Here is a 17,933-nt window from a genome sequence, read left to right as displayed (position 1 = left end):
AGAAGATGTTATCTCCAAAGAGAACCAAATTTAGAAGAGTTCAAAAAGGTCGTAATCGTGGTGAAGCGCAACGCGGATCAACAATTGCATTCGGATCTTTTGGACTTAAAACATTGGAGCCGGGATGGATCACATCACGCCAAATTGAAGCTTCTCGTATCGCAGTTACGCGATTCATGAAGCGTGAAGGTAAGGTGTGGATTCGTATCTTCCCAGACAAACCGATCACCTCTAAACCTGCGGAAGTACGTATGGGTAAAGGTAAAGGTGCTCCTAGTCACTGGGTGGCTGTTGTAAGACCAGGTCGTATTATGTTCGAAGCGGACGGAGTTCCCTATGAAGTTGCTAAGGAAGCACTTCGTTTAGCTGCTCAAAAACTTCCAGTAAAATGTAAGTTCATCGTTCGTAACGATTATGTTGTACCAGGAAAATAATTGACAGATGAAACAACGACAAGAAATTAGTAAACTTTCAGTTGATGATTTGAAAAAGCAAGTGTCAAGCGAAACGGAAAGATTGGCGAAAATGAAATTAGGACATAAAGTGACTCCACTTGAAAATCCACTTCAAATTCGTGACGTTCGCAAGCATATTGCTCGTTTGAATACAGAATTGAGAAAACGTGAAATTCAGGCCTAAGGCTTGAAAGTAAAAGAAGCTTGAAATGGAAAAGCGTAATTTAAGAAAAGAACGTATTGGGACTGTTACTAGCGATAAGATGGAAAAATCTATCGTGGTTTCTGTAGAAAGAAAAGTAAAACACCCGAAATATGGTAAGTTCGTCAAAAAAACTACTAAATTTGTAGCCCACGATGAAAAAAACGATTGTAACATTGGTGACACCGTTAAAATCATGGAGACTCGTCCCTTGTCTAAAAACAAGAATTGGAGGTTAGTAGAAATTTTAGAAAGAGCTAAATAATAATTAGTTGCAATGATACAACAAGAATCAAGACTTGCAGTTGCGGATAACTCCGGAGCAAAAGAGGTGTTATGTATCCGCGTTTTAGGCGGTACTAAACGTCGCTATGCTTCAGTAGGAGATAAAATCGTAGTAGCTGTTAAGAGCGCAATGCCCTCTGGAGCCGTAAAAAAAGGATCGGTTGCCAAGGCGGTTGTTGTAAGAACACGTAAGGAGGTTCGCCGACCTGACGGTTCTTACATTCGTTTCGATGATAACGCTTGCGTTATCTTGAATCAGGCGGGGGAAATGAGAGGAACCCGTATTTTTGGACCAGTAGCTCGTGAGCTTCGTGAAAACAATTACATGAAAATTGTTTCACTTGCTCCCGAAGTACTTTAATCAGTAGTGAAGTCATGCAAAAGAAATTACACATCAAAGTAGGCGACACTGTTAAAGTATTAAGCGGTGAGTCTAGAGGTCAAGAAGGAACAGTATTGACTATTGACAGAAACAAAGAAAGAGCTACAGTTGGTGGTGTGAACGTTGTAAAACGTCACACAAAACCAAGTGCTTCAGAGCCACAAGGCGGAATCGTCGAAAAAGAAGGAACTATTCATATTTCCAACTTAATGGTGGTTATCAAAGGACAAGCTAGTCGCACCGGCCGTAAGGAAGATGCTAAAGGTAAGTTAGTTCGTTATTCTAAAAAATCAGGAGAGGAGATCAAATAATGAGTTATTCACCAAGATTAAAGAAACAGTACAGAGAGGAAATCGTTCCGACACTTACTGAAAAATTCGGGTACAAAACCATTATGCGTGTACCTAAGTTAGAGAAAATTGTTATCAGCCAAGGTTTGGGTGATGCAGTTGCTGACAAGAAAATTGTAGACAATGCGATCGCAGATGTATCTCGTATCGCTGGTCAAAGAGCAGTAGCTACGATTTCTAAAAAAGACGTTTCAAACTTTAAATTACGTAAAGGAATGCCAATTGGTACGAAAGTTACTTTGCGTGGGGATAAAATGTACGACTTTTTAGATCGTTTTATTTCTGTAGCTTTGCCACGTACTCGTGACTTCCGTGGAATTAATCCAAAAGGATTTGACGGACGTGGAAACTTCAATTTAGGAGTTAAAGAGCATATCATTTTCCCTGAAATCGATATCGATAAGGTAAGTAAGATTTTAGGAATGGATATCACTTTTGTTACATCTGCTGAAAGTGACGAAGAAGGAAGAGCTTTGCTTGATGCCTTCGGATTCCCATTCATCAAAAAATAAGACAATGGCTAAGGAATCAATGAAAGCGCGTGAGCGCAAGAGAGAAAAAATGGTAGCTAAATACGCAGCTAAAAGAGCTGAGTTGAAAGCTGCTGGAGATTGGGATGCATTGCAACAATTGCCTGCGAACTCTTCGAAAGTTCGTGTACACAATCGTTGTGGGTTAACTGGTCGTCCTCGTGGTTATATGCGTCAATTTGGTGTTTCACGTGTTACTTTCCGTGAAATGGCATTGGCTGGTAAAATCCCAGGGGTTAAAAAAGCAAGTTGGTAAAAGTCTCCCGATAAAGGTTATCGGGATTGAAACTCTACCAAGTAATTAATAAAAGAAAAAGGACATGTATACAGATCCTATTGCAGATTTTCTAACACGAATTCGTAATGCGAGTATGGCTCGTTTGAAAACAGTGGAAATCCCTGGTTCAAACACAAAGCGTGCTATGACAGCAATCTTGTTTGATCAAGGTTACATCGCGAATTACAAATTCGAAGAAGATGACAAACAAGGTGTGATTAAAATCGCATTGAAGTACAACCAATCAACAAAAGTTCCAGCGATTACTAAGATAGACCGTGCGTCTCGTCCAGGTCTTCGTAAGTACTCAAGCGCGACAGAAATGCCACGTGTATTGAATGGTTTGGGAATTGCTATCGTTTCTACTTCTCGCGGAGTAATTACGGACAAAGAAGCAAGAAAAGAAAACGTTGGCGGAGAAGTTCTTTGCTACGTATATTAAATTAATGTAGAGATGCAGATTGTGTGAAGTTCACCTTTCGTAATCCATAATTAAAAAAGTAATGTCAAGGATAGGTAAATCCCCAGTAACAATCCCGAGTGGAGTTGAAGTAAAAGTGAACGGTACTACAGTTACCGTAAAAGGCTCAAAAGGAGAACTAACACAAGAAATTGATTCTTGTATCACAATCCAGATTGAAGGTTCTGAAATCACTTTTATCCGCGCGTCTGATGCGCCAGATCATAGAGCAAAACATGGTTTATACCGTGCGTTATTGTTCAATATGTGTGCTGGAGTATCCGAAGGGTTCAAAAAGGAGTTAGAAGTAATCGGAGTAGGTTACCGTGCAACAGCAACTGGTCAACAGTTAGAGTTAGCATTAGGTTATTCCCACCCGATTGTGATCGAACTTCCGAAAGAAATTAAGGTATCTGCAGATACTCAAAAGGGTAAGGCGCCATTGGTAACATTGGAGTCTTACGATAAACAACTTTTGGGCCAGGTTGCTGCCAAAATTCGTTCCCTTCGTAAACCAGAGCCGTATAAAGGAAAAGGTATTCGCTTCTTGGGCGAAGAGATTAGAAGAAAAGCTGGTAAATCTGCAGGTAAAAAATAATTTTAAAAGTTATGGCATTTAGTAAATTAAACAGAAGAGCAAAAATTAAAAGAAGAATCAGAAAGAAAATTTCTGGTACTACTTTAGTGCCTCGCCTATCTGTATTTCGTTCAAACAAGCAAATCTATGCTCAATTGATTGATGATACAAAAGGTGTAACACTTGTCGCTGCTTCTTCTTACAAAAACAAAGCTGCTGAAAAGAAAAATAAAGCTGATCAGGCTGCTGTTGTAGGAAAAGAAATCGCTTCTAAAGCGGTGAAGGCTGGTGTAGAATCAGTAGTGTTTGACCGTAATGGGTATTTATACCACGGTCGTGTTAAATCATTAGCTGATTCAGCTAGAGAAGGTGGACTTAAATTTTAATCATCATGGCAGCAATTATAGGAAATAGAGTAAAAGCCTCTGATATAGAGCTTAAAGATAAATTGGTATCTGTGAACCGTGTGACTAAAGTAACAAAAGGAGGTCGTACATTCAGTTTCTCAGCTATCGTAGTTGTTGGGGATGAGCACGGTATCGTAGGTCACGGTCTTGGTAAGGCGAAAGAAGTAACAGAGGCGATTACAAAAGGAATCGATGATGCGAAAAAGAACCTTATTAAAGTTCCAATCCTAAGAGGTACAGTTCCTCACGCTCAAAAAGGAAAATTTGGTGGAGCAGAAGTTTTATTGAAACCTGCTACAAATGGTACAGGAGTTATCGCTGGTGGTGCGATGCGTGCAGTTTTAGAATCTGTAGGTGTTCACAACGTATTGGCAAAATCTCAAGGATCATCCAATCCACATAACGTTGTTAAAGCAACTATCAATGCATTAGCGTCTATGCGCGATGCTGCAGCTGTTGCACGTCAACGTGGAATTAGTATGGACAAAGTTTTTAACGGTTAATAAAAAATAGTATGGCAACGATTAAAATAAAACAAGTTCGCAGTGCTATCAAACGCCCGGCTCGTCAAAAAAGAACGATTCAAGCGTTAGGATTTAGCCGTTTGAACCAAGTAATTGAGAAAGAAGCAACTCCACAAATTCTTGGCATGATCAAGAAAGTTGAGCATTTGGTACAAGTTGTAGATTAATACTTTAAAACGAATTATCCATGAATTTAAATAATTTAACACCTGCGAAAGGATCCGTTCTATCTGATAAGAGAATTGGTCGTGGACACGGTTCTGGTGGTGGTGGTACTGCTACGCGCGGTCACAAAGGAGCGAAGTCTCGTTCTGGTTATTCTAAGAAAATTGGGTTCGAAGGGGGACAAATGCCGTTACAACGTCGTGTTCCTAAATTCGGATTCAAAAATATCAACAGAGTTGAATACAAAGCAATCAATTTGGATGCTATTCAATCTTTGGTTGAACGTAAGAATATAACTGATATTACTATCGAAGTACTACGTGAAAATGGGTTGGTTTCCCGCAATGACTTGGTGAAAATCCTTGGTCGTGGTGAACTTAAATCTAAAGTCACAATCAGTGCTCACAAGTTTTCTTCTTCTGCGAAAGTAGGAATTGAAGCTCAAGGTGGTAGTATTTCAGAAATCTAATTAACTTTGCCGACATTTTTTTTATGAAACGGTTTATACAAAACATAAAGAACATCTGGAAAGTAGAAGAATTGAGAAAGCGTATCTTATTGACGCTTTCTCTAATTCTTATATACCGTATCGGATCGTTTATCATGTTGCCAGGAGTTAATGCTGAAGCAGTTCTAGCTAATGCATCTCAAAAGAATGGCGACAACGTACTTGAATCTCTATTATCGATGTTCTCTGGAGGTGGATTTACCAATGTGTCTATTATGGCGCTAGGTATTATGCCTTACATTAGTGCATCGATTATCATGCAACTATTAGGTATGGCAGTTCCTGCTGTGCAAAAAATGCAAAACGAAGGTGAATCAGGTAGAAAACAAATCAATACGTATACGCGTATTTTGACGATTATAATTTGTGCTGTTCAAGCTCCAAGTTATATCTCTTTGTATGCTTCTAGTATTCCAGGTGCATTACCTGCTGAACAAACCATGTTATGGTGGACAACAGCTGTGTCTTGTATGGTTGCCGGTTCAATGTTTGCTGTATGGTTGGGTGAGCGCATTACTGATAAAGGAATTGGAAATGGTATTTCTCTATTGATTACTGTAGGGATTTTATCAAGACTTCCATCTTCATTTATAGCTGAAATGGCTGCTAACAAAGATTTTCCATTGAAAATTGTGTTGGAAATCATCGTATTCATGCTTATCGTATTAGGAACAATCTTGATTGTTCAAGGGGTACGTAAAGTTCCATTGAATACTGCAAAACGAGTAGTTGGTGCAAGAGCTGTAGATGAGCAAGGTGCTAGAAACTATTTACCTTTGAAGGTGAATGCTTCTGGTGTTATGCCAATCATCTTTGCTCAGGCAATTATGACTATTCCAGTAATGATTTTCTCACAGCAAAAAGATGGTGGTGTTATTCAATACGCTTTAGGTGATACTCATGGTATTCCTTACAACGCATTGTTAGCACTTTTGATTATCGTATTTACTTATTTCTACACTGCAATTATGATCAACCCTCGTAAGATGGCTGATGACTTAAAACGTAGTGGAGGATTTATTCCAGGAGTACGTCCTGGTGATGAGACTGCTGAGTATATTGACTCGTTGGTATCTCGTATTACTTTGCCCGGATCTATGTTCTTGGCTTTGATTGCGATCCTACCTTCAATAGCATATGCTTGTAACATTACCTCAGGTTTTGAATACTTCTTCGGAGGAACTTCATTACTAATTATGGTAGGAGTAGTTTTAGATACCCTTCAACAAATTGAGTCTTATTTATTGAACCGTCATATGGATGGATTAATGGAAGGGTCTCGTGTTAGAGGTAGAAGAAGTATAAACGAAATGTCATCAGGTTTCTAGATTATGGCTAAACAGGCATCAATAGAACAAGACGGAACAATTATCGAAGCATTGTCAAATGCAATGTTTCGTGTCGAATTAGAAAATGGACACGTTATTACGGCTCACATTTCTGGGAAAATGAGAATGTTTTACATTAAAATTTTACCTGGGGATCGTGTGAAAGTTGAAATGTCTCCGTATGATTTAACTAAAGGACGTATTTCTTTCCGCTACAAATAATTTGTAAGAAAGAACTCCGATAAAACAGCAAAATATGAAAGTAAGAGCTTCAGTAAAAAAGCGATCTGTAGATTGTAAGATCGTAAAGAGAAAAGGAAGAGTTTACGTGATTAACAAAAAGAATCCTAAACTAAAACAAAGACAAGGGTAATTATGGCACGTATCGCAGGTATAGATCTACCAAAAAACAAGAGAGGTGTAATCGGTTTGACATACATCTTCGGAATTGGTCGTAGCACGGCTAAGAAAGTATTAGTTAATAATGGAATTGATGAGAACATCAAAGTACAAGATTGGAATGACGATCAAATTGCTTTGATTCGTACTGCAATTTCTGAGATTAAAACAGAAGGACAGTTGCGTTCTGAAATCCAATTGAACATTAAACGTTTGATGGATATCGGATGTACTCGTGGAATTCGTCACCGTGCTGGTCTTCCGTTAAGAGGTCAACGTACGAAAAACAACTCTCGTACTAGAAAAGGTAGAAGAAAAACAGTTGCTAACAAGAAAAAAGCAACTAAATAAGAAACCGCGAACTAGCGGTTGATATTAGCAAACGTTAGAGCGGCTAAATTTTTTTAAAATGGCAAAAGCAAATCAAAAGAAGAAGAAACAAGTCAAAGTAGACGCAGCGGGTGAAGCGCATATTCAAGCTACCTTCAACAATGTGATTATTTCTTTGACAAACAACGCTGGTCAAGTTATTTCTTGGTCATCGGCTGGAAAAATGGGCTTCAAAGGTTCTAAAAAGAACACTCCTTATGCTGCACAAGTTGCTGCTGAGGATGCATCAAAAGAAGCACATGACTTCGGATTACGTAGAGTTCGTGTATTTGTGAAAGGACCAGGTGCTGGTCGTGAATCAGCTATTCGTGCAATTCACAATCATGGTATCGAGGTAATCGAAATCATTGATGTAACTCCACTTCCACACAATGGTTGTCGTCCACCAAAAAGACGTCGCGTTTAGTAATTAGTATTTTAATTTAAAGGGGAATTGATTATCGAAGGAAAGCCTTAATTCATAATCCCCCTTTTTACATTTTATAGTATGGCAAGATATACAGGACCAAAATCGAAGATTGCTCGTCGTTTCCGCGACCCAATTTTCGGACCAGACAAAGCGCTGGACAAAAGACAATACGGACCGGGACAACACGGACCGAACAAACGTAGAGGAGGAAAACAATCGGAATACGCAATCCAATTAGGTGAGAAGCAAAAAGCGAAATACACTTACGGGATTTTAGAGCGTCAGTTCTCGAATTTGTTTAAAAAAGCATCAGGCATGAAAGGTATTACAGGTGAAAACTTGTTGCAATTGTGTGAAATGCGTTTAGACAATACAGTATACCGTTTAGGTATTGCAAATTCTCGTCGTGCTGCTCGTCAGTTAGTAAGTCACAAACACATCGTTGTAAATGGTGAGGTGGTTAACATTCCATCTTATACATTGCGTATCGGTGATGTAGTAAGTGTTCGTGAGAAATCAAAATCTCTAGAAGCAATTACTTCATCTTTGACAGCTTCAACTAACAAGCGTTACGATTGGTTAGATTGGGATTCTGCTACAAAATCTGGAAAGTTTTTGAGCATTCCTTCTCGCGATATGATTCCTGAAAATATCAAGGAGCAATTAATCGTCGAATTATACTCTAAATAATCAATTAATCATTGAATTGCAGCCAAAGGGTTTGAAAGAATTTCTTCAATCTTTTTACCGCGCAACTGTGAAACAATTAAAAAGAAGAATATCAAATGGCAATTTTAGATTTTCAAAAGCCTGACAAGGTAATTATGATCCAGTCGGACGAGCGTAAAGGACAATTTGAGTTCCGTCCGCTTGAGCCAGGATACGGTATCACTGTAGGAAACGCATTACGTCGTATTTTACTTTCTTCATTAGAAGGGTACGCTATTTCTTCAGTACGTATCGAAGGAGTGGACCATGAGTTCGCAACTTTGAAAGGTGTTGTAGAGGATGTTACTGAAATCGTGTTGAATTTGAAACAAGTTCGCTTCAAACAACAAATCGAAGGAACAGATAATGAAACAGTTGTTGTTTCTATCTCTGGTCAAGATAAGTTGACAGCTGGTGATTTGGGTAAATTCACTTCAGGATTTCAAGTATTAAACCCAGATTTAGTGATTTGTAACATGGAAAGCTCTGTTAAATTAGAGTTGGAATTGACAATCATTAAAGGACGTGGTTACCTTCCTGCAGAAGAGAATAAATCAGGTAACGCACCTTTTGGTACGATTGCGATCGATTCAATTTTTACTCCAATTGTAAACGTAAAATACACGATTGAAAATTACCGTGTAGAACAAAAAACGGATTACGAAAAATTGGTTTTAGAATTGACTACTGATGGTTCAATTCATCCAAAAGATGCTTTGAAAGAAGCTGCAAAGATTTTGATTCACCACTTTATGTTATTCTCAGATGAGCGCATCACTTTAGATAGTGAAGTGAAATCGGAAACAGAAGAGTTTGATGAAACATCATTGCACATGCGTCAATTGTTGAAAACAAAATTAGTGGATATGGATCTTTCAGTTCGTGCACTTAATTGTTTGAAAGCAGCAGACGTTGAAACACTTGGCGATTTGGTATCTTACAACAAAAATGATCTCTTGAAATTCCGTAATTTCGGTAAGAAATCATTAACTGAGTTGGAAGATTTAGTTGATTCAAAAGGATTGAACTTCGGTATGAATGTAGCGAAGTACAAATTAGATAAAGACTAGTAGCGCAATTAAATTTTAAATAATGTCGTGATAGGTGGCTAGATTGATGCGATACTAGATCTAGCTAACCGTTACTTACGAAATTAAATGTTATGAGACACGGAAAAAAATTCAATCATTTAGGAAGACAAACTGCACACAGAGCTGCAATGTTGTCTAATATGGCTTGTTCATTAATCGAACACAAACGTATTTCAACTACAATCGCTAAAGCAAAAGCTTTACGTGTTTATGTTGAGCCTATCTTGACAAAATCAAAAGATGATACAACTCACAATCGTCGTACAACTTTCTCTTACTTGAAAAGTAAGGAGGCTGTAACTGAGCTTTTCAGAACAATTGCTCCAAAAATTGCTGACCGTCCAGGAGGATACACACGTATTATCCGAACAGGTTACCGTTTAGGAGATAATGCTGAAATGTGTTTAATCGAGTTGGTTGATTTCAACGAAGTTTACACATCAGGTGAAAAGAAAACAACTACACGTCGTTCTCGTCGTGGTGGTTCGACAACTGCTAAAAAAGCAGATTCTCCAGTTGCTGAAGTAACTGAAGAAGTAGCGGTAGCAGAAGTTGTTGAAGAAGTAAAAGCGGAAGAAGTTGCTCCAGAGGCAGCGGCTCCAGAAGCAGAAGCTGATTCGACTGAAGAAGAGAAAAAAGGTGAAGAGTAAGAGAAAGCATTGCTTTCGATTTGACTGGACAAACGTTAGTGCAGTCAGAATACGATTTATTCAATCTTAAATTAGTATAAAAGGGTGTCCAGTTATTAACGGATACCCTTTTTTTATGAACTATACTTTTGAAGTTGGAATAGAAATTCTAATTTTGCAAAAACAATTTAGTATATGGAAGAACGCAAGCCTGCGCTCCTGGTCCTGGAAGATGGAACAGTATTTTACGGCAAAGCAACCGGGAAAATTGGAACAACAACTGGTGAAATTGCTTTTAACACAGGGATGACTGGTTATCAAGAAGTATTTACTGATCCTTCCTATTATGGTCAAATACTAGTCATGACGACTTCTCATATTGGTAATTACGGTGTAAACCCAATTGAAGTGGAGTCTGAAACTGTAAAGATTGCTGGTTTAGTTACCAAAAAATTTGCCAACAACTTTTCAAGAACTTCTGCTACATCTAGTATGCAAGATTATTTAGTGGAAAATGATAAAGTTGGTATTACAGATATCGATACACGAGCATTGGTTCGACACATTCGTCATAAAGGTGCAATGAATGCAATTATTTCATCTGAGATCTTAGATGAAAAAGCGCTTCAAAAACAAGTAAAAGAAGTTCCGTCAATGGATGGCTTAGAGTTGTCTTCAAAAGTTGCTACAAAAACAGCTTATGAAGTTGGTGATTCATCGAGTGAATTCAAAGTTGCCTTACTCGATTTTGGAGTGAAGAAGAATATTATCCGATGTTTGGTAGATAGAGGTTGTTTTGTGAAGGTTTTTCCAATGAATGCAACTGTCTCTGAATTAAAAGCATTTAATCCGGATGGTTATTTATTGTCGAATGGCCCTGGAGATCCGTCAGCAATGCCTAATGAAATTTCTCTAGTGAAAGAATTGGTTGAATTAGGAACACCGATATTCGGAATTTGTTTAGGTCACCAAATCTTAGGATTAAGTCAAGGCTTGAAAACAGAGAAAATGTTTAACGGTCACCGAGGAATCAACCATCCAGTGATGAATTTACTGACAGGAAAAGGAGAAATCACCTCTCAGAATCATGGATTTGTGATCGCTAAAGAAAGTGTAAAAGCGAATCCAAGAATTCAAGTTACACACGAACATTTAAACGATCAAACGATTGCAGGAATCATGTTGACAGATAAACCCGTTTTTTCTGTTCAATACCATCCAGAAGCATCTGCTGGACCGCACGATTCACGCTACCTATTCGATCAATTTATAACCAATATGCAACAAGCGAAGCACTAAGCTTCTAAATAAATCAAAAACATGAGTTATATCGCACGCATTGTCGGAAGACAAGTTTTAGATTCAAGAGGTAATCCAACGGTAGAAGTAGACGTTTACACAACAAATGGTGCTGTTGGAAGAGCTGCTGTTCCTTCAGGTGCTTCTACAGGAATACATGAAGCTGTAGAATTACGTGATGGTGATAAATCTTTTTACTTGGGTAAAGGGGTTTTGAAAGCTGTTGAAAATGTGAATACCATTATTGCTGACGAGTTGTTAGGAATGGATGTTTTTGATCAGAAATTAATTGATCGTGTCCTTATTCAATTGGATGGCACAGATAACAAATCGAATTTGGGTGCGAATGCGATTTTGGGGACTTCTTTGGCCGTTGCTAAAGCTGCAGCTCAGGAAGCAGGTTTAAGTTTGTTTAAATACGTTGGGGGAGTTGGAGCAACAACAATGCCTGTCCCAATGATGAATATTTTGAATGGAGGTTCACATGCAGATAACTTGATTGATATTCAAGAATTCATGGTGATGCCATTTGGAGCATCTTCATTTTCAGAGGGGCTACGCTGGGGAACTGAAATTTTTCATCACCTAAAATCAGTGTTGAAAGAGAAGGGATTATCTACAAATGTAGGTGATGAAGGAGGTTTTGCTCCGAATTTAGGATCAAACGAAGAGGCCATTCAGGTTGTTTTACAAGCAATCGAGAAAGCTGGATTTAAACCAGGACATGATGTTCACATTGCTTTAGACGCAGCATCTTCTGAATTTTACAATGCTGAGAAAGGGTTGTATTTGTTCGAATCAACTGGAGATTCTATGACATCGTCTCAAATGGTTGATTACTGGGCTGATTGGTGCAAGAAATACCCGATTGTTTCCATTGAAGATGGTTTGGCAGAAGACGATTGGGCTGGATGGAAAGAAGCAACAGATAAATTAGGAAACAAAGTGCAATTGGTTGGAGACGACTTATTCGTTACCAATACAAAACGCTTATCTCAAGGAATTGAACAAGGAATTGCAAATTCAATTTTGGTAAAAGTGAATCAAATTGGTTCGTTAAGTGAAACAATTGAAGCGGTTCAAATGGCAACTAGGAATAGCTATACATCTGTTATGTCACACAGAAGTGGTGAGACAGAAGATAATACCATTGCAGATTTAGCTGTAGCTTTAAATTGCGGACAAATTAAAACAGGTTCAGCATCGAGAAGTGATCGTATGGCTAAATACAATCAGCTATTGAGAATTGAAGAAGAATTGGGTGAAACTGCTTATTATCCAGGTAAAAACTTTCGATTTTTATAAGGACATATTCAAATCAGATTTATATAAGGAGACTAATTAGTCTCCTTTTTTGATTTTTAACAAAATGTTCATAATTAGTTTGTTTTATTATCCCTAGGCAACCAAATTGTCATTATTTCGTTTAGAAAGCAAAGCATTATATTATGAAGATTTTAATACTAAGTATTGTTTTTGCGCTAAGTGCGTTTGTCGGTAATTCTCAAACAAGCACGAACCAGAATAATGGACCTGTTTACTTTGCACAATGTATGGTGAACATAACAAACCAAAATGATTTAGTAGCATTGGAAAACCAATTACGTGCCATTCCTTATGTGGGGGTTGTTCGAGTTGATATTCCAACACATCGATTATTTCTAGTTACCCGAGATTTAAGTGCGTTAACACCAGCGGATTTTGCATCTTGGATGGGTACTTATGCCACTTCTTATACTTGCTTGCAGATAGGTTTACAAGGAGTTGATCCAATCACCCCATATCCATTTACTAACTGTTCTGAAAATTAATTCCGATGAAAGTACTTTTATATTTTTTATTGTTGTTTTGTTCAATTGGGGCATCTGCTCAAATGGCAGTGAATTGTAATTTAGCGATACCAGGCTGTTCGAATCCTGATTTTGATATTACGGGTGCTCAACCACCATATAATACACCAGATTTTGGTTCTGGAACGATTTCAAATCCAAGTACAAATCCTCAAGGAGTAAACAGTGGATGTCTATTATCTGGTGAAACAGTTTCAACATTTATTACAATTAATATTGTAACTAGCGGAACTTTGGAATGGTCGATTATTGGATTGAATTCAGGAACTACTACACCTTCAAATTCAGGATGTTTTGACTGGATTATGTGGGCAGATAGTCCGTCAAGTACTACAGATGGTTGTGCGGGTATTAATGGTAACACCTTACCTCCAGTTGCTTGTAACTGGAACGGTATGTGTAATGGAAATACAGGGATGTCAGCTCCAGGAAATTATCCTCCTGGTGCTTCTAATACGAGTTATCAACCGCCATTAACTGTAACCGCAGGGCAAACAATTATTCTATGTTTGTCAAATTACAGCTCGGTAGGTCAGGATATTAATTTTAATTTCTTTGGAACGGCTTCTGTAGTTTGTGGAGTTTCTGCAGCAGATCAAACAATTTGTTTGGGGAATTCTGCTTCAGTAACAATTGCTACACCAGGTTATACGGCTCCTAGTTTTAACTGGTTAGTTACTACAGGAGTAACAAATCCTTCTGCGGGTACGACAACCGTTAATCCAACAGTTACAACTACTTATTCTGTAGTGGTAAGTCAACCACCAATGGGCGGAAATCCAGCATTGCAGGATACTGCGACATTTACCATTACAGTAGTAAACCCGCCAGCACCAAATGCAGGTCCTAATCAAACAGTTTGCTTGGGACAACCTATCTTGTTAACAGGGAGTGTTGGAAGCACATCAAATACCGCAAACTGGCAAGCAATTGTTCCACCAGGATTAACACCTGCTGCAACAGCATCTTTTTCACCGAATTCCAGCTCAATGAACCCAACTGTAACGGTTAATCAGCCTGGAATTTATAAGTTTGTTTTAAGAGAAACAAGCACATTGTGTGGTATTGTGCGAGATACCGTTTTTGTGACTGTTTCGCAATTGCAACTTGCATCTGCAGTTACAAATCCAAGTTGTTTTGGATTTAGTGATGGTACAATTACTATTACAAGTGTTGGTGCAAGTGAATATAGTTTTAATAATGGTGTAACTTGGCAAGCTTCTAATACACTAGGAGGTTTTGCAGCAGGAACATATAATGTGTGTGCAAGAAACACCTTGGGTTGTCAGAAATGTACAACAGCAATTTTGACTAATCCGGCTGAAATTGTGATGTCAGTTTCAAATGATACAGTTATCTGTCAAAATGGTACGGCTACAATTTGGGCTAATGCGATAGGTGGAGCTACTTCTACTTCAGGTTATTCCTATCATTGGGATCACAATCCATCATTATTGGCTAGTACTCAAATTAATCCTACAATCGATGCTTATTATCCCGTTCAGGCTCAAAGTAATTTGGGTTGTTGGTCAAATAAAGATTCAATCTATGTTACTTTGAATCCAGTATTAACTGGTGTTCTATCTGTTGATGCATTTACGTGTCCTGGTTACGAAGATTCATTAACTGTAACGGCTTCTGGTGGTATTGGTGCTCCATATACAATGACTTGGTCAACAGGACAAACAGATGTTGGAACTGAAAGCACGATGAATGATTCGCCTTTAATAACAACAACCTATACTGTAACAATTGATGATGTTTGTGAAACAACACCGATTACTTTAACAGGTCAAATTATAGCTTATTCTGTTCCTATTCCGCAAATTTCAATTGATATGACGCCTAAGTGTGAACCTGCGGTGTTTGTTCTAAAAAACACAACAGATCCAAATATGTCTCAAAATACCATTTGGAGAATCACTAATGGTGATGAATTTATCGATGTAGATTCATTGAATACATCTTCTACGATGAACGGAACATATGACGTACAGTTAATTGTTACTTCTCCTGATGGGTGTATCGATTCAACTACATTCACGGATACATTGGTTGTTATGCAGACTCCGGTGGCTGATTTTAAATGGAGTCCAGATCCAATAACGATGTTCAATACCCAAGTGTTATTCACGGAATACTCCTTGTATGCAAACACTTATGAATGGAGTTTCCCAGGAGCTTCACCGAATAGTTCTACAAATAATGATCAAACGGTTTTGTATCCTGATGGTCAAACAGGAACTTATTATGTGACTTTAATTGCAAAATCATATTTAGGGTGTGCTGATACAGTAACTAAAAAGGTTGTAATTCTTCCTGAAGTAATTCTATATGCTCCAAATACATTTACACCAGATGGAGATGAATTTAATCAAACATGGAGAATACACATTGAAGGAATTGATGAATTTGATTTTGAACTTCAAGTGTTTAATCGATGGGGCGAAATGGTTTGGGAATCTCATGATGTAAACGCTTCTTGGGATGGTACTTACAACGGTCAATTGATTCAACAAGGAACTTATACGTGGTTAATACGCACAAGAGAAATCATTTCAGATAAGAAATATACTTGGAATGGAACTGTCAATATTATCAAATAGATAATTGATCCGTAAGATAAAGGGCTATTCGTTATTCGACGGATAGCCCTTTATTGTTTTAGTTAGGCTCATATTTCTTAAATTTGCAGAATAATTCTGTTTTATGACCCTGAACGATTTTCAAAACGATATCCAATCTGGAATTCCAGTTAATTTACCCCCTAAAAAAGAATATGAGTTAGGGATTAATCACGCTCCTAAAAGAAAAGAAATTTTATCTGCAGATGAGAAGGTCTTAGCTTTGAAGAATGCTTTACGTTATTTTCCACAAGAGCACCACGGAGTATTAGCGAAGGAATTTTCAGATGAACTGGAAACCTATGGTCGTATTTATATGTATCGTTTCAGGCCTGATTATAGAATGTATGCTCGCCCAATTGATGAGTATCCAGGTAAATCCATGCAAGCGAAAGCAATTATGCTCATGATTCAGAATAATTTGGATTATGCTGTTGCTCAACATCCGCATGAATTGATTACTTATGGCGGAAATGGTGCTGTTTTTCAAAATTGGATTCAGTATCGTTTAACAATGAAGTATTTGTCTGAAATGGAAGATGATCAAACTTTGGCGATGTATTCAGGGCATCCAATGGGTTTGTTTCCATCTCATAAAGATGCACCACGAGTTGTAGTTACTAACGGAATGATGATCCCCAATTATTCGAAACCAGATGATTGGGAAAAGTTTAACGCTCTTGGAGTTACGCAGTATGGTCAAATGACTGCTGGTTCTTTTATGTACATTGGCCCACAAGGTATTGTTCATGGTACGACTATTACGGTTCTGAACGGATTCAGAAAGATTAAAAAGAGTCCTGCAGGATCTTTATTTGTAACTTCAGGATTAGGAGGAATGAGTGGAGCGCAACCAAAGGCTGGAACAATTGCAGGCTGTATTACTGTTTGTGCAGAAGTAAACCCTAAGATTACAAAAATTCGCCATGAACAAGGGTGGATTCATGAAGTAATTGAAGACTTAGATGAGCTAGTGTCACGCGTTAGGAAAGCGCAAGAATTAAAAGAAATAGTTTCGGTTGCCTATTTGGGAAACATTGTGGATGTTTGGGAGAAATTTGACCAAGAGAATGTTCATATTGATTTGGGATCTGATCAAACATCATTACACAATCCATGGGCTGGTGGATATTACCCTACTGGGATTTCTTTTGAAGAAGCAAATCAACTAATGGCTGAAAATCCTGAGTTGTTTAAGATAAAGGTTCAAGACACGTTGGTAAAACATGCTGCTACAATCAATAAGCATACTGCTAAAGGCACTTATTTCTTCGACTATGGAAATGCCTTTTTATTAGAAGCTTCAAGAGCTGGTGCAGAAGTAATGGCTGAAAACGGGATTGATTTTAGATATCCATCTTATGTGCAAGATATCATGGGCCCCATGTGTTTTGATTATGGTTTTGGACCATTTAGATGGGTTTGTACTTCGGGAAAACCAGACGACTTGCAAAAAACGGATGATATTGCTTGTGCGGTTTTAGAGAAAATGAAACAAGAAAGTCCAGCAGAAATTCAGCAACAAATGGCAGATAATATTCAATGGATTAAAGGAGCTCGTGCAAACAAATTAGTTGTTGGTTCTCAAGCACGTATTTTGTATGCGGATGCTGAAGGAAGGACAAAAATTGCTTCGGCATTCAATGAGGCGATTAAAAGAGGTGAAATAGGTCCAGTTGTTCTGGGACGGGATCATCACGATGTTTCAGGAACCGATTCTCCTTATCGAGAAACTTCCAACATTTATGATGGTTCTCGTTTTACAGCTGATATGGCGATTCAAAATGTGATTGGAGACTCTTTCCGTGGCGCAACTTGGGTTTCTATCCATAATGGAGGTGGAGTAGGTTGGGGAGAGGTTATCAATGGCGGATTTGGAATGTTGTTGGATGGCTCTGAGGATGCTTCTAGAAAATTGAAATCAATGCTGCATTGGGATGTCAATAATGGAATCGCACGCCGCAATTGGGCTCGAAATGAGGGTGCTATTTTCGCAATCAAACGCGCTATGGAACAAGAACCTAAGTTGAAAGTTACAATCCCTGAATTAGTAGATGAAGAACTCTTGAAAAGCTTGAAATAAT

The 17,933-nt window shown here is 38.2% G+C and carries 26 protein-coding genes; all 26 read left to right on the top strand.

Going from position 1 to position 17,933, the window contains the following annotated elements; translation table 11 throughout:
- Positions 1-5: 5 nt before the first annotated feature.
- Positions 6-434, top strand: coding sequence for a 50S ribosomal protein L16 (gene rplP, locus FLUTA_RS03885; protein ID WP_013685548.1), 429 nt, complete (start codon positions 6-8; stop codon positions 432-434).
- Between the two features lie 7 nt (positions 435-441).
- Positions 442-639, top strand: a complete 198-nt coding sequence (gene rpmC / locus FLUTA_RS03880) for a 50S ribosomal protein L29 (protein WP_013685547.1) — start codon at positions 442-444, stop codon at positions 637-639.
- 25 nt (positions 640-664) lie between these two features.
- On the top strand, positions 665-922 hold the full coding sequence (gene rpsQ, locus FLUTA_RS03875) for a 30S ribosomal protein S17 (protein ID WP_013685546.1): 258 nt from the start codon (positions 665-667) through the stop codon (positions 920-922).
- Positions 923-934: 12 nt separating this feature from the next.
- Positions 935-1,303 carry a 50S ribosomal protein L14 gene (gene rplN / locus FLUTA_RS03870; RefSeq protein WP_013685545.1) on the top strand — a complete coding sequence of 123 codons (369 nt, stop codon included), beginning with the start codon at positions 935-937 and terminating at the stop codon, positions 1,301-1,303.
- Positions 1,304-1,317: 14 nt separating this feature from the next.
- Entirely contained in the window at positions 1,318-1,635 is a 318-nt protein-coding gene (rplX, locus tag FLUTA_RS03865) for a 50S ribosomal protein L24 (protein ID WP_013685544.1), read from the top strand.
- A complete protein-coding gene (gene rplE, locus FLUTA_RS03860) occupies positions 1,635-2,186 on the top strand; it encodes a 50S ribosomal protein L5 (protein WP_013685543.1) in 552 nt (183 codons plus the stop codon). Before rplX ends, rplE begins: the two co-directional genes overlap by 1 nt.
- A 4-nt stretch (positions 2,187-2,190) precedes the next feature.
- Positions 2,191-2,460 carry a 30S ribosomal protein S14 gene (gene rpsN, locus FLUTA_RS03855; protein ID WP_013685542.1) on the top strand — a complete coding sequence of 90 codons (270 nt, stop codon included), beginning with the start codon at positions 2,191-2,193 and terminating at the stop codon, positions 2,458-2,460.
- A 64-nt stretch (positions 2,461-2,524) separates the two neighbouring features.
- Entirely contained in the window at positions 2,525-2,923 is a 399-nt protein-coding gene (gene rpsH / locus FLUTA_RS03850) for a 30S ribosomal protein S8 (RefSeq protein WP_013685541.1), read from the top strand.
- A 61-nt stretch (positions 2,924-2,984) separates the two neighbouring features.
- Complete coding sequence (gene rplF, locus FLUTA_RS03845; RefSeq protein WP_013685540.1) at positions 2,985-3,539, top strand: 50S ribosomal protein L6; 555 nt, start codon at positions 2,985-2,987, stop codon at positions 3,537-3,539.
- Positions 3,540-3,550: 11 nt separating this feature from the next.
- Positions 3,551-3,904: a 50S ribosomal protein L18 gene (gene rplR / locus FLUTA_RS03840; protein ID WP_013685539.1), complete on the top strand. Its 354-nt coding sequence runs from the start codon at positions 3,551-3,553 to the stop codon at positions 3,902-3,904.
- A gap of 5 nt (positions 3,905-3,909) precedes the next feature.
- Complete coding sequence (gene rpsE / locus FLUTA_RS03835) at positions 3,910-4,428, top strand: 30S ribosomal protein S5 (RefSeq protein WP_013685538.1); 519 nt, start codon at positions 3,910-3,912, stop codon at positions 4,426-4,428.
- A gap of 11 nt (positions 4,429-4,439) precedes the next feature.
- Positions 4,440-4,616 carry a 50S ribosomal protein L30 gene (rpmD, locus tag FLUTA_RS03830; RefSeq protein WP_013685537.1) on the top strand — a complete coding sequence of 59 codons (177 nt, stop codon included), beginning with the start codon at positions 4,440-4,442 and terminating at the stop codon, positions 4,614-4,616.
- 20 nt (positions 4,617-4,636) lie between these two features.
- Positions 4,637-5,083 (top strand): 50S ribosomal protein L15, encoded by a 447-nt coding sequence (gene rplO / locus FLUTA_RS03825; protein WP_013685536.1) that lies wholly within the window; start codon positions 4,637-4,639, stop codon positions 5,081-5,083.
- Between the two features lie 23 nt (positions 5,084-5,106).
- Complete coding sequence (gene secY / locus FLUTA_RS03820) at positions 5,107-6,450, top strand: preprotein translocase subunit SecY (protein WP_013685535.1); 1,344 nt, start codon at positions 5,107-5,109, stop codon at positions 6,448-6,450.
- Between the two features lie 3 nt (positions 6,451-6,453).
- Positions 6,454-6,672: a translation initiation factor IF-1 gene (gene infA / locus FLUTA_RS03815; protein ID WP_013685534.1), complete on the top strand. Its 219-nt coding sequence runs from the start codon at positions 6,454-6,456 to the stop codon at positions 6,670-6,672.
- 34 nt (positions 6,673-6,706) lie between these two features.
- Positions 6,707-6,823: a 50S ribosomal protein L36 gene (gene rpmJ, locus FLUTA_RS03810; protein ID WP_013685533.1), complete on the top strand. Its 117-nt coding sequence runs from the start codon at positions 6,707-6,709 to the stop codon at positions 6,821-6,823.
- Positions 6,824-6,825: 2 nt separating this feature from the next.
- Complete coding sequence (gene rpsM, locus FLUTA_RS03805; protein WP_013685532.1) at positions 6,826-7,200, top strand: 30S ribosomal protein S13; 375 nt, start codon at positions 6,826-6,828, stop codon at positions 7,198-7,200.
- Positions 7,201-7,258: 58 nt separating this feature from the next.
- Positions 7,259-7,645, top strand: coding sequence for a 30S ribosomal protein S11 (rpsK, locus tag FLUTA_RS03800; protein ID WP_013685531.1), 387 nt, complete (start codon positions 7,259-7,261; stop codon positions 7,643-7,645).
- 81 nt (positions 7,646-7,726) lie between these two features.
- A complete protein-coding gene (gene rpsD, locus FLUTA_RS03795; RefSeq protein ID WP_013685530.1) occupies positions 7,727-8,338 on the top strand; it encodes a 30S ribosomal protein S4 in 612 nt (203 codons plus the stop codon).
- A 95-nt stretch (positions 8,339-8,433) separates the two neighbouring features.
- The gene (locus tag FLUTA_RS03790; RefSeq protein WP_013685529.1) at positions 8,434-9,426 is read left to right on the top strand and encodes a DNA-directed RNA polymerase subunit alpha; all 993 of its coding nucleotides are present in this window, start codon (positions 8,434-8,436) and stop codon (positions 9,424-9,426) included.
- A gap of 92 nt (positions 9,427-9,518) precedes the next feature.
- On the top strand, positions 9,519-10,097 hold the full coding sequence (gene rplQ, locus FLUTA_RS03785; protein ID WP_013685528.1) for a 50S ribosomal protein L17: 579 nt from the start codon (positions 9,519-9,521) through the stop codon (positions 10,095-10,097).
- 174 nt (positions 10,098-10,271) lie between these two features.
- Positions 10,272-11,375: a glutamine-hydrolyzing carbamoyl-phosphate synthase small subunit gene (carA, locus tag FLUTA_RS03780; protein ID WP_013685527.1), complete on the top strand. Its 1,104-nt coding sequence runs from the start codon at positions 10,272-10,274 to the stop codon at positions 11,373-11,375.
- 21 nt (positions 11,376-11,396) lie between these two features.
- Positions 11,397-12,680 carry a phosphopyruvate hydratase gene (eno, locus tag FLUTA_RS03775; RefSeq protein ID WP_013685526.1) on the top strand — a complete coding sequence of 428 codons (1,284 nt, stop codon included), beginning with the start codon at positions 11,397-11,399 and terminating at the stop codon, positions 12,678-12,680.
- Between the two features lie 143 nt (positions 12,681-12,823).
- A complete protein-coding gene (locus FLUTA_RS03770; protein ID WP_013685525.1) occupies positions 12,824-13,186 on the top strand; it encodes a hypothetical protein in 363 nt (120 codons plus the stop codon).
- Positions 13,187-13,191: 5 nt separating this feature from the next.
- Positions 13,192-15,831, top strand: a complete 2,640-nt coding sequence (locus FLUTA_RS03765; protein WP_013685524.1) for a T9SS type B sorting domain-containing protein — start codon at positions 13,192-13,194, stop codon at positions 15,829-15,831.
- Positions 15,832-15,934: 103 nt separating this feature from the next.
- Positions 15,935-17,932 carry a urocanate hydratase gene (locus tag FLUTA_RS03760; RefSeq protein WP_013685523.1) on the top strand — a complete coding sequence of 666 codons (1,998 nt, stop codon included), beginning with the start codon at positions 15,935-15,937 and terminating at the stop codon, positions 17,930-17,932.
- Position 17,933 lies beyond the last annotated feature (1 nt).

It is taken from the genome of Fluviicola taffensis DSM 16823, assembly GCF_000194605.1.
Lineage (GTDB): Bacteria > Bacteroidota > Bacteroidia > Flavobacteriales_D > Crocinitomicaceae > Fluviicola > Fluviicola taffensis.
The sequence above is the reverse complement of the archived record's forward strand: the minus strand, read 5'-3'. Positions and strand labels throughout refer to the sequence as shown.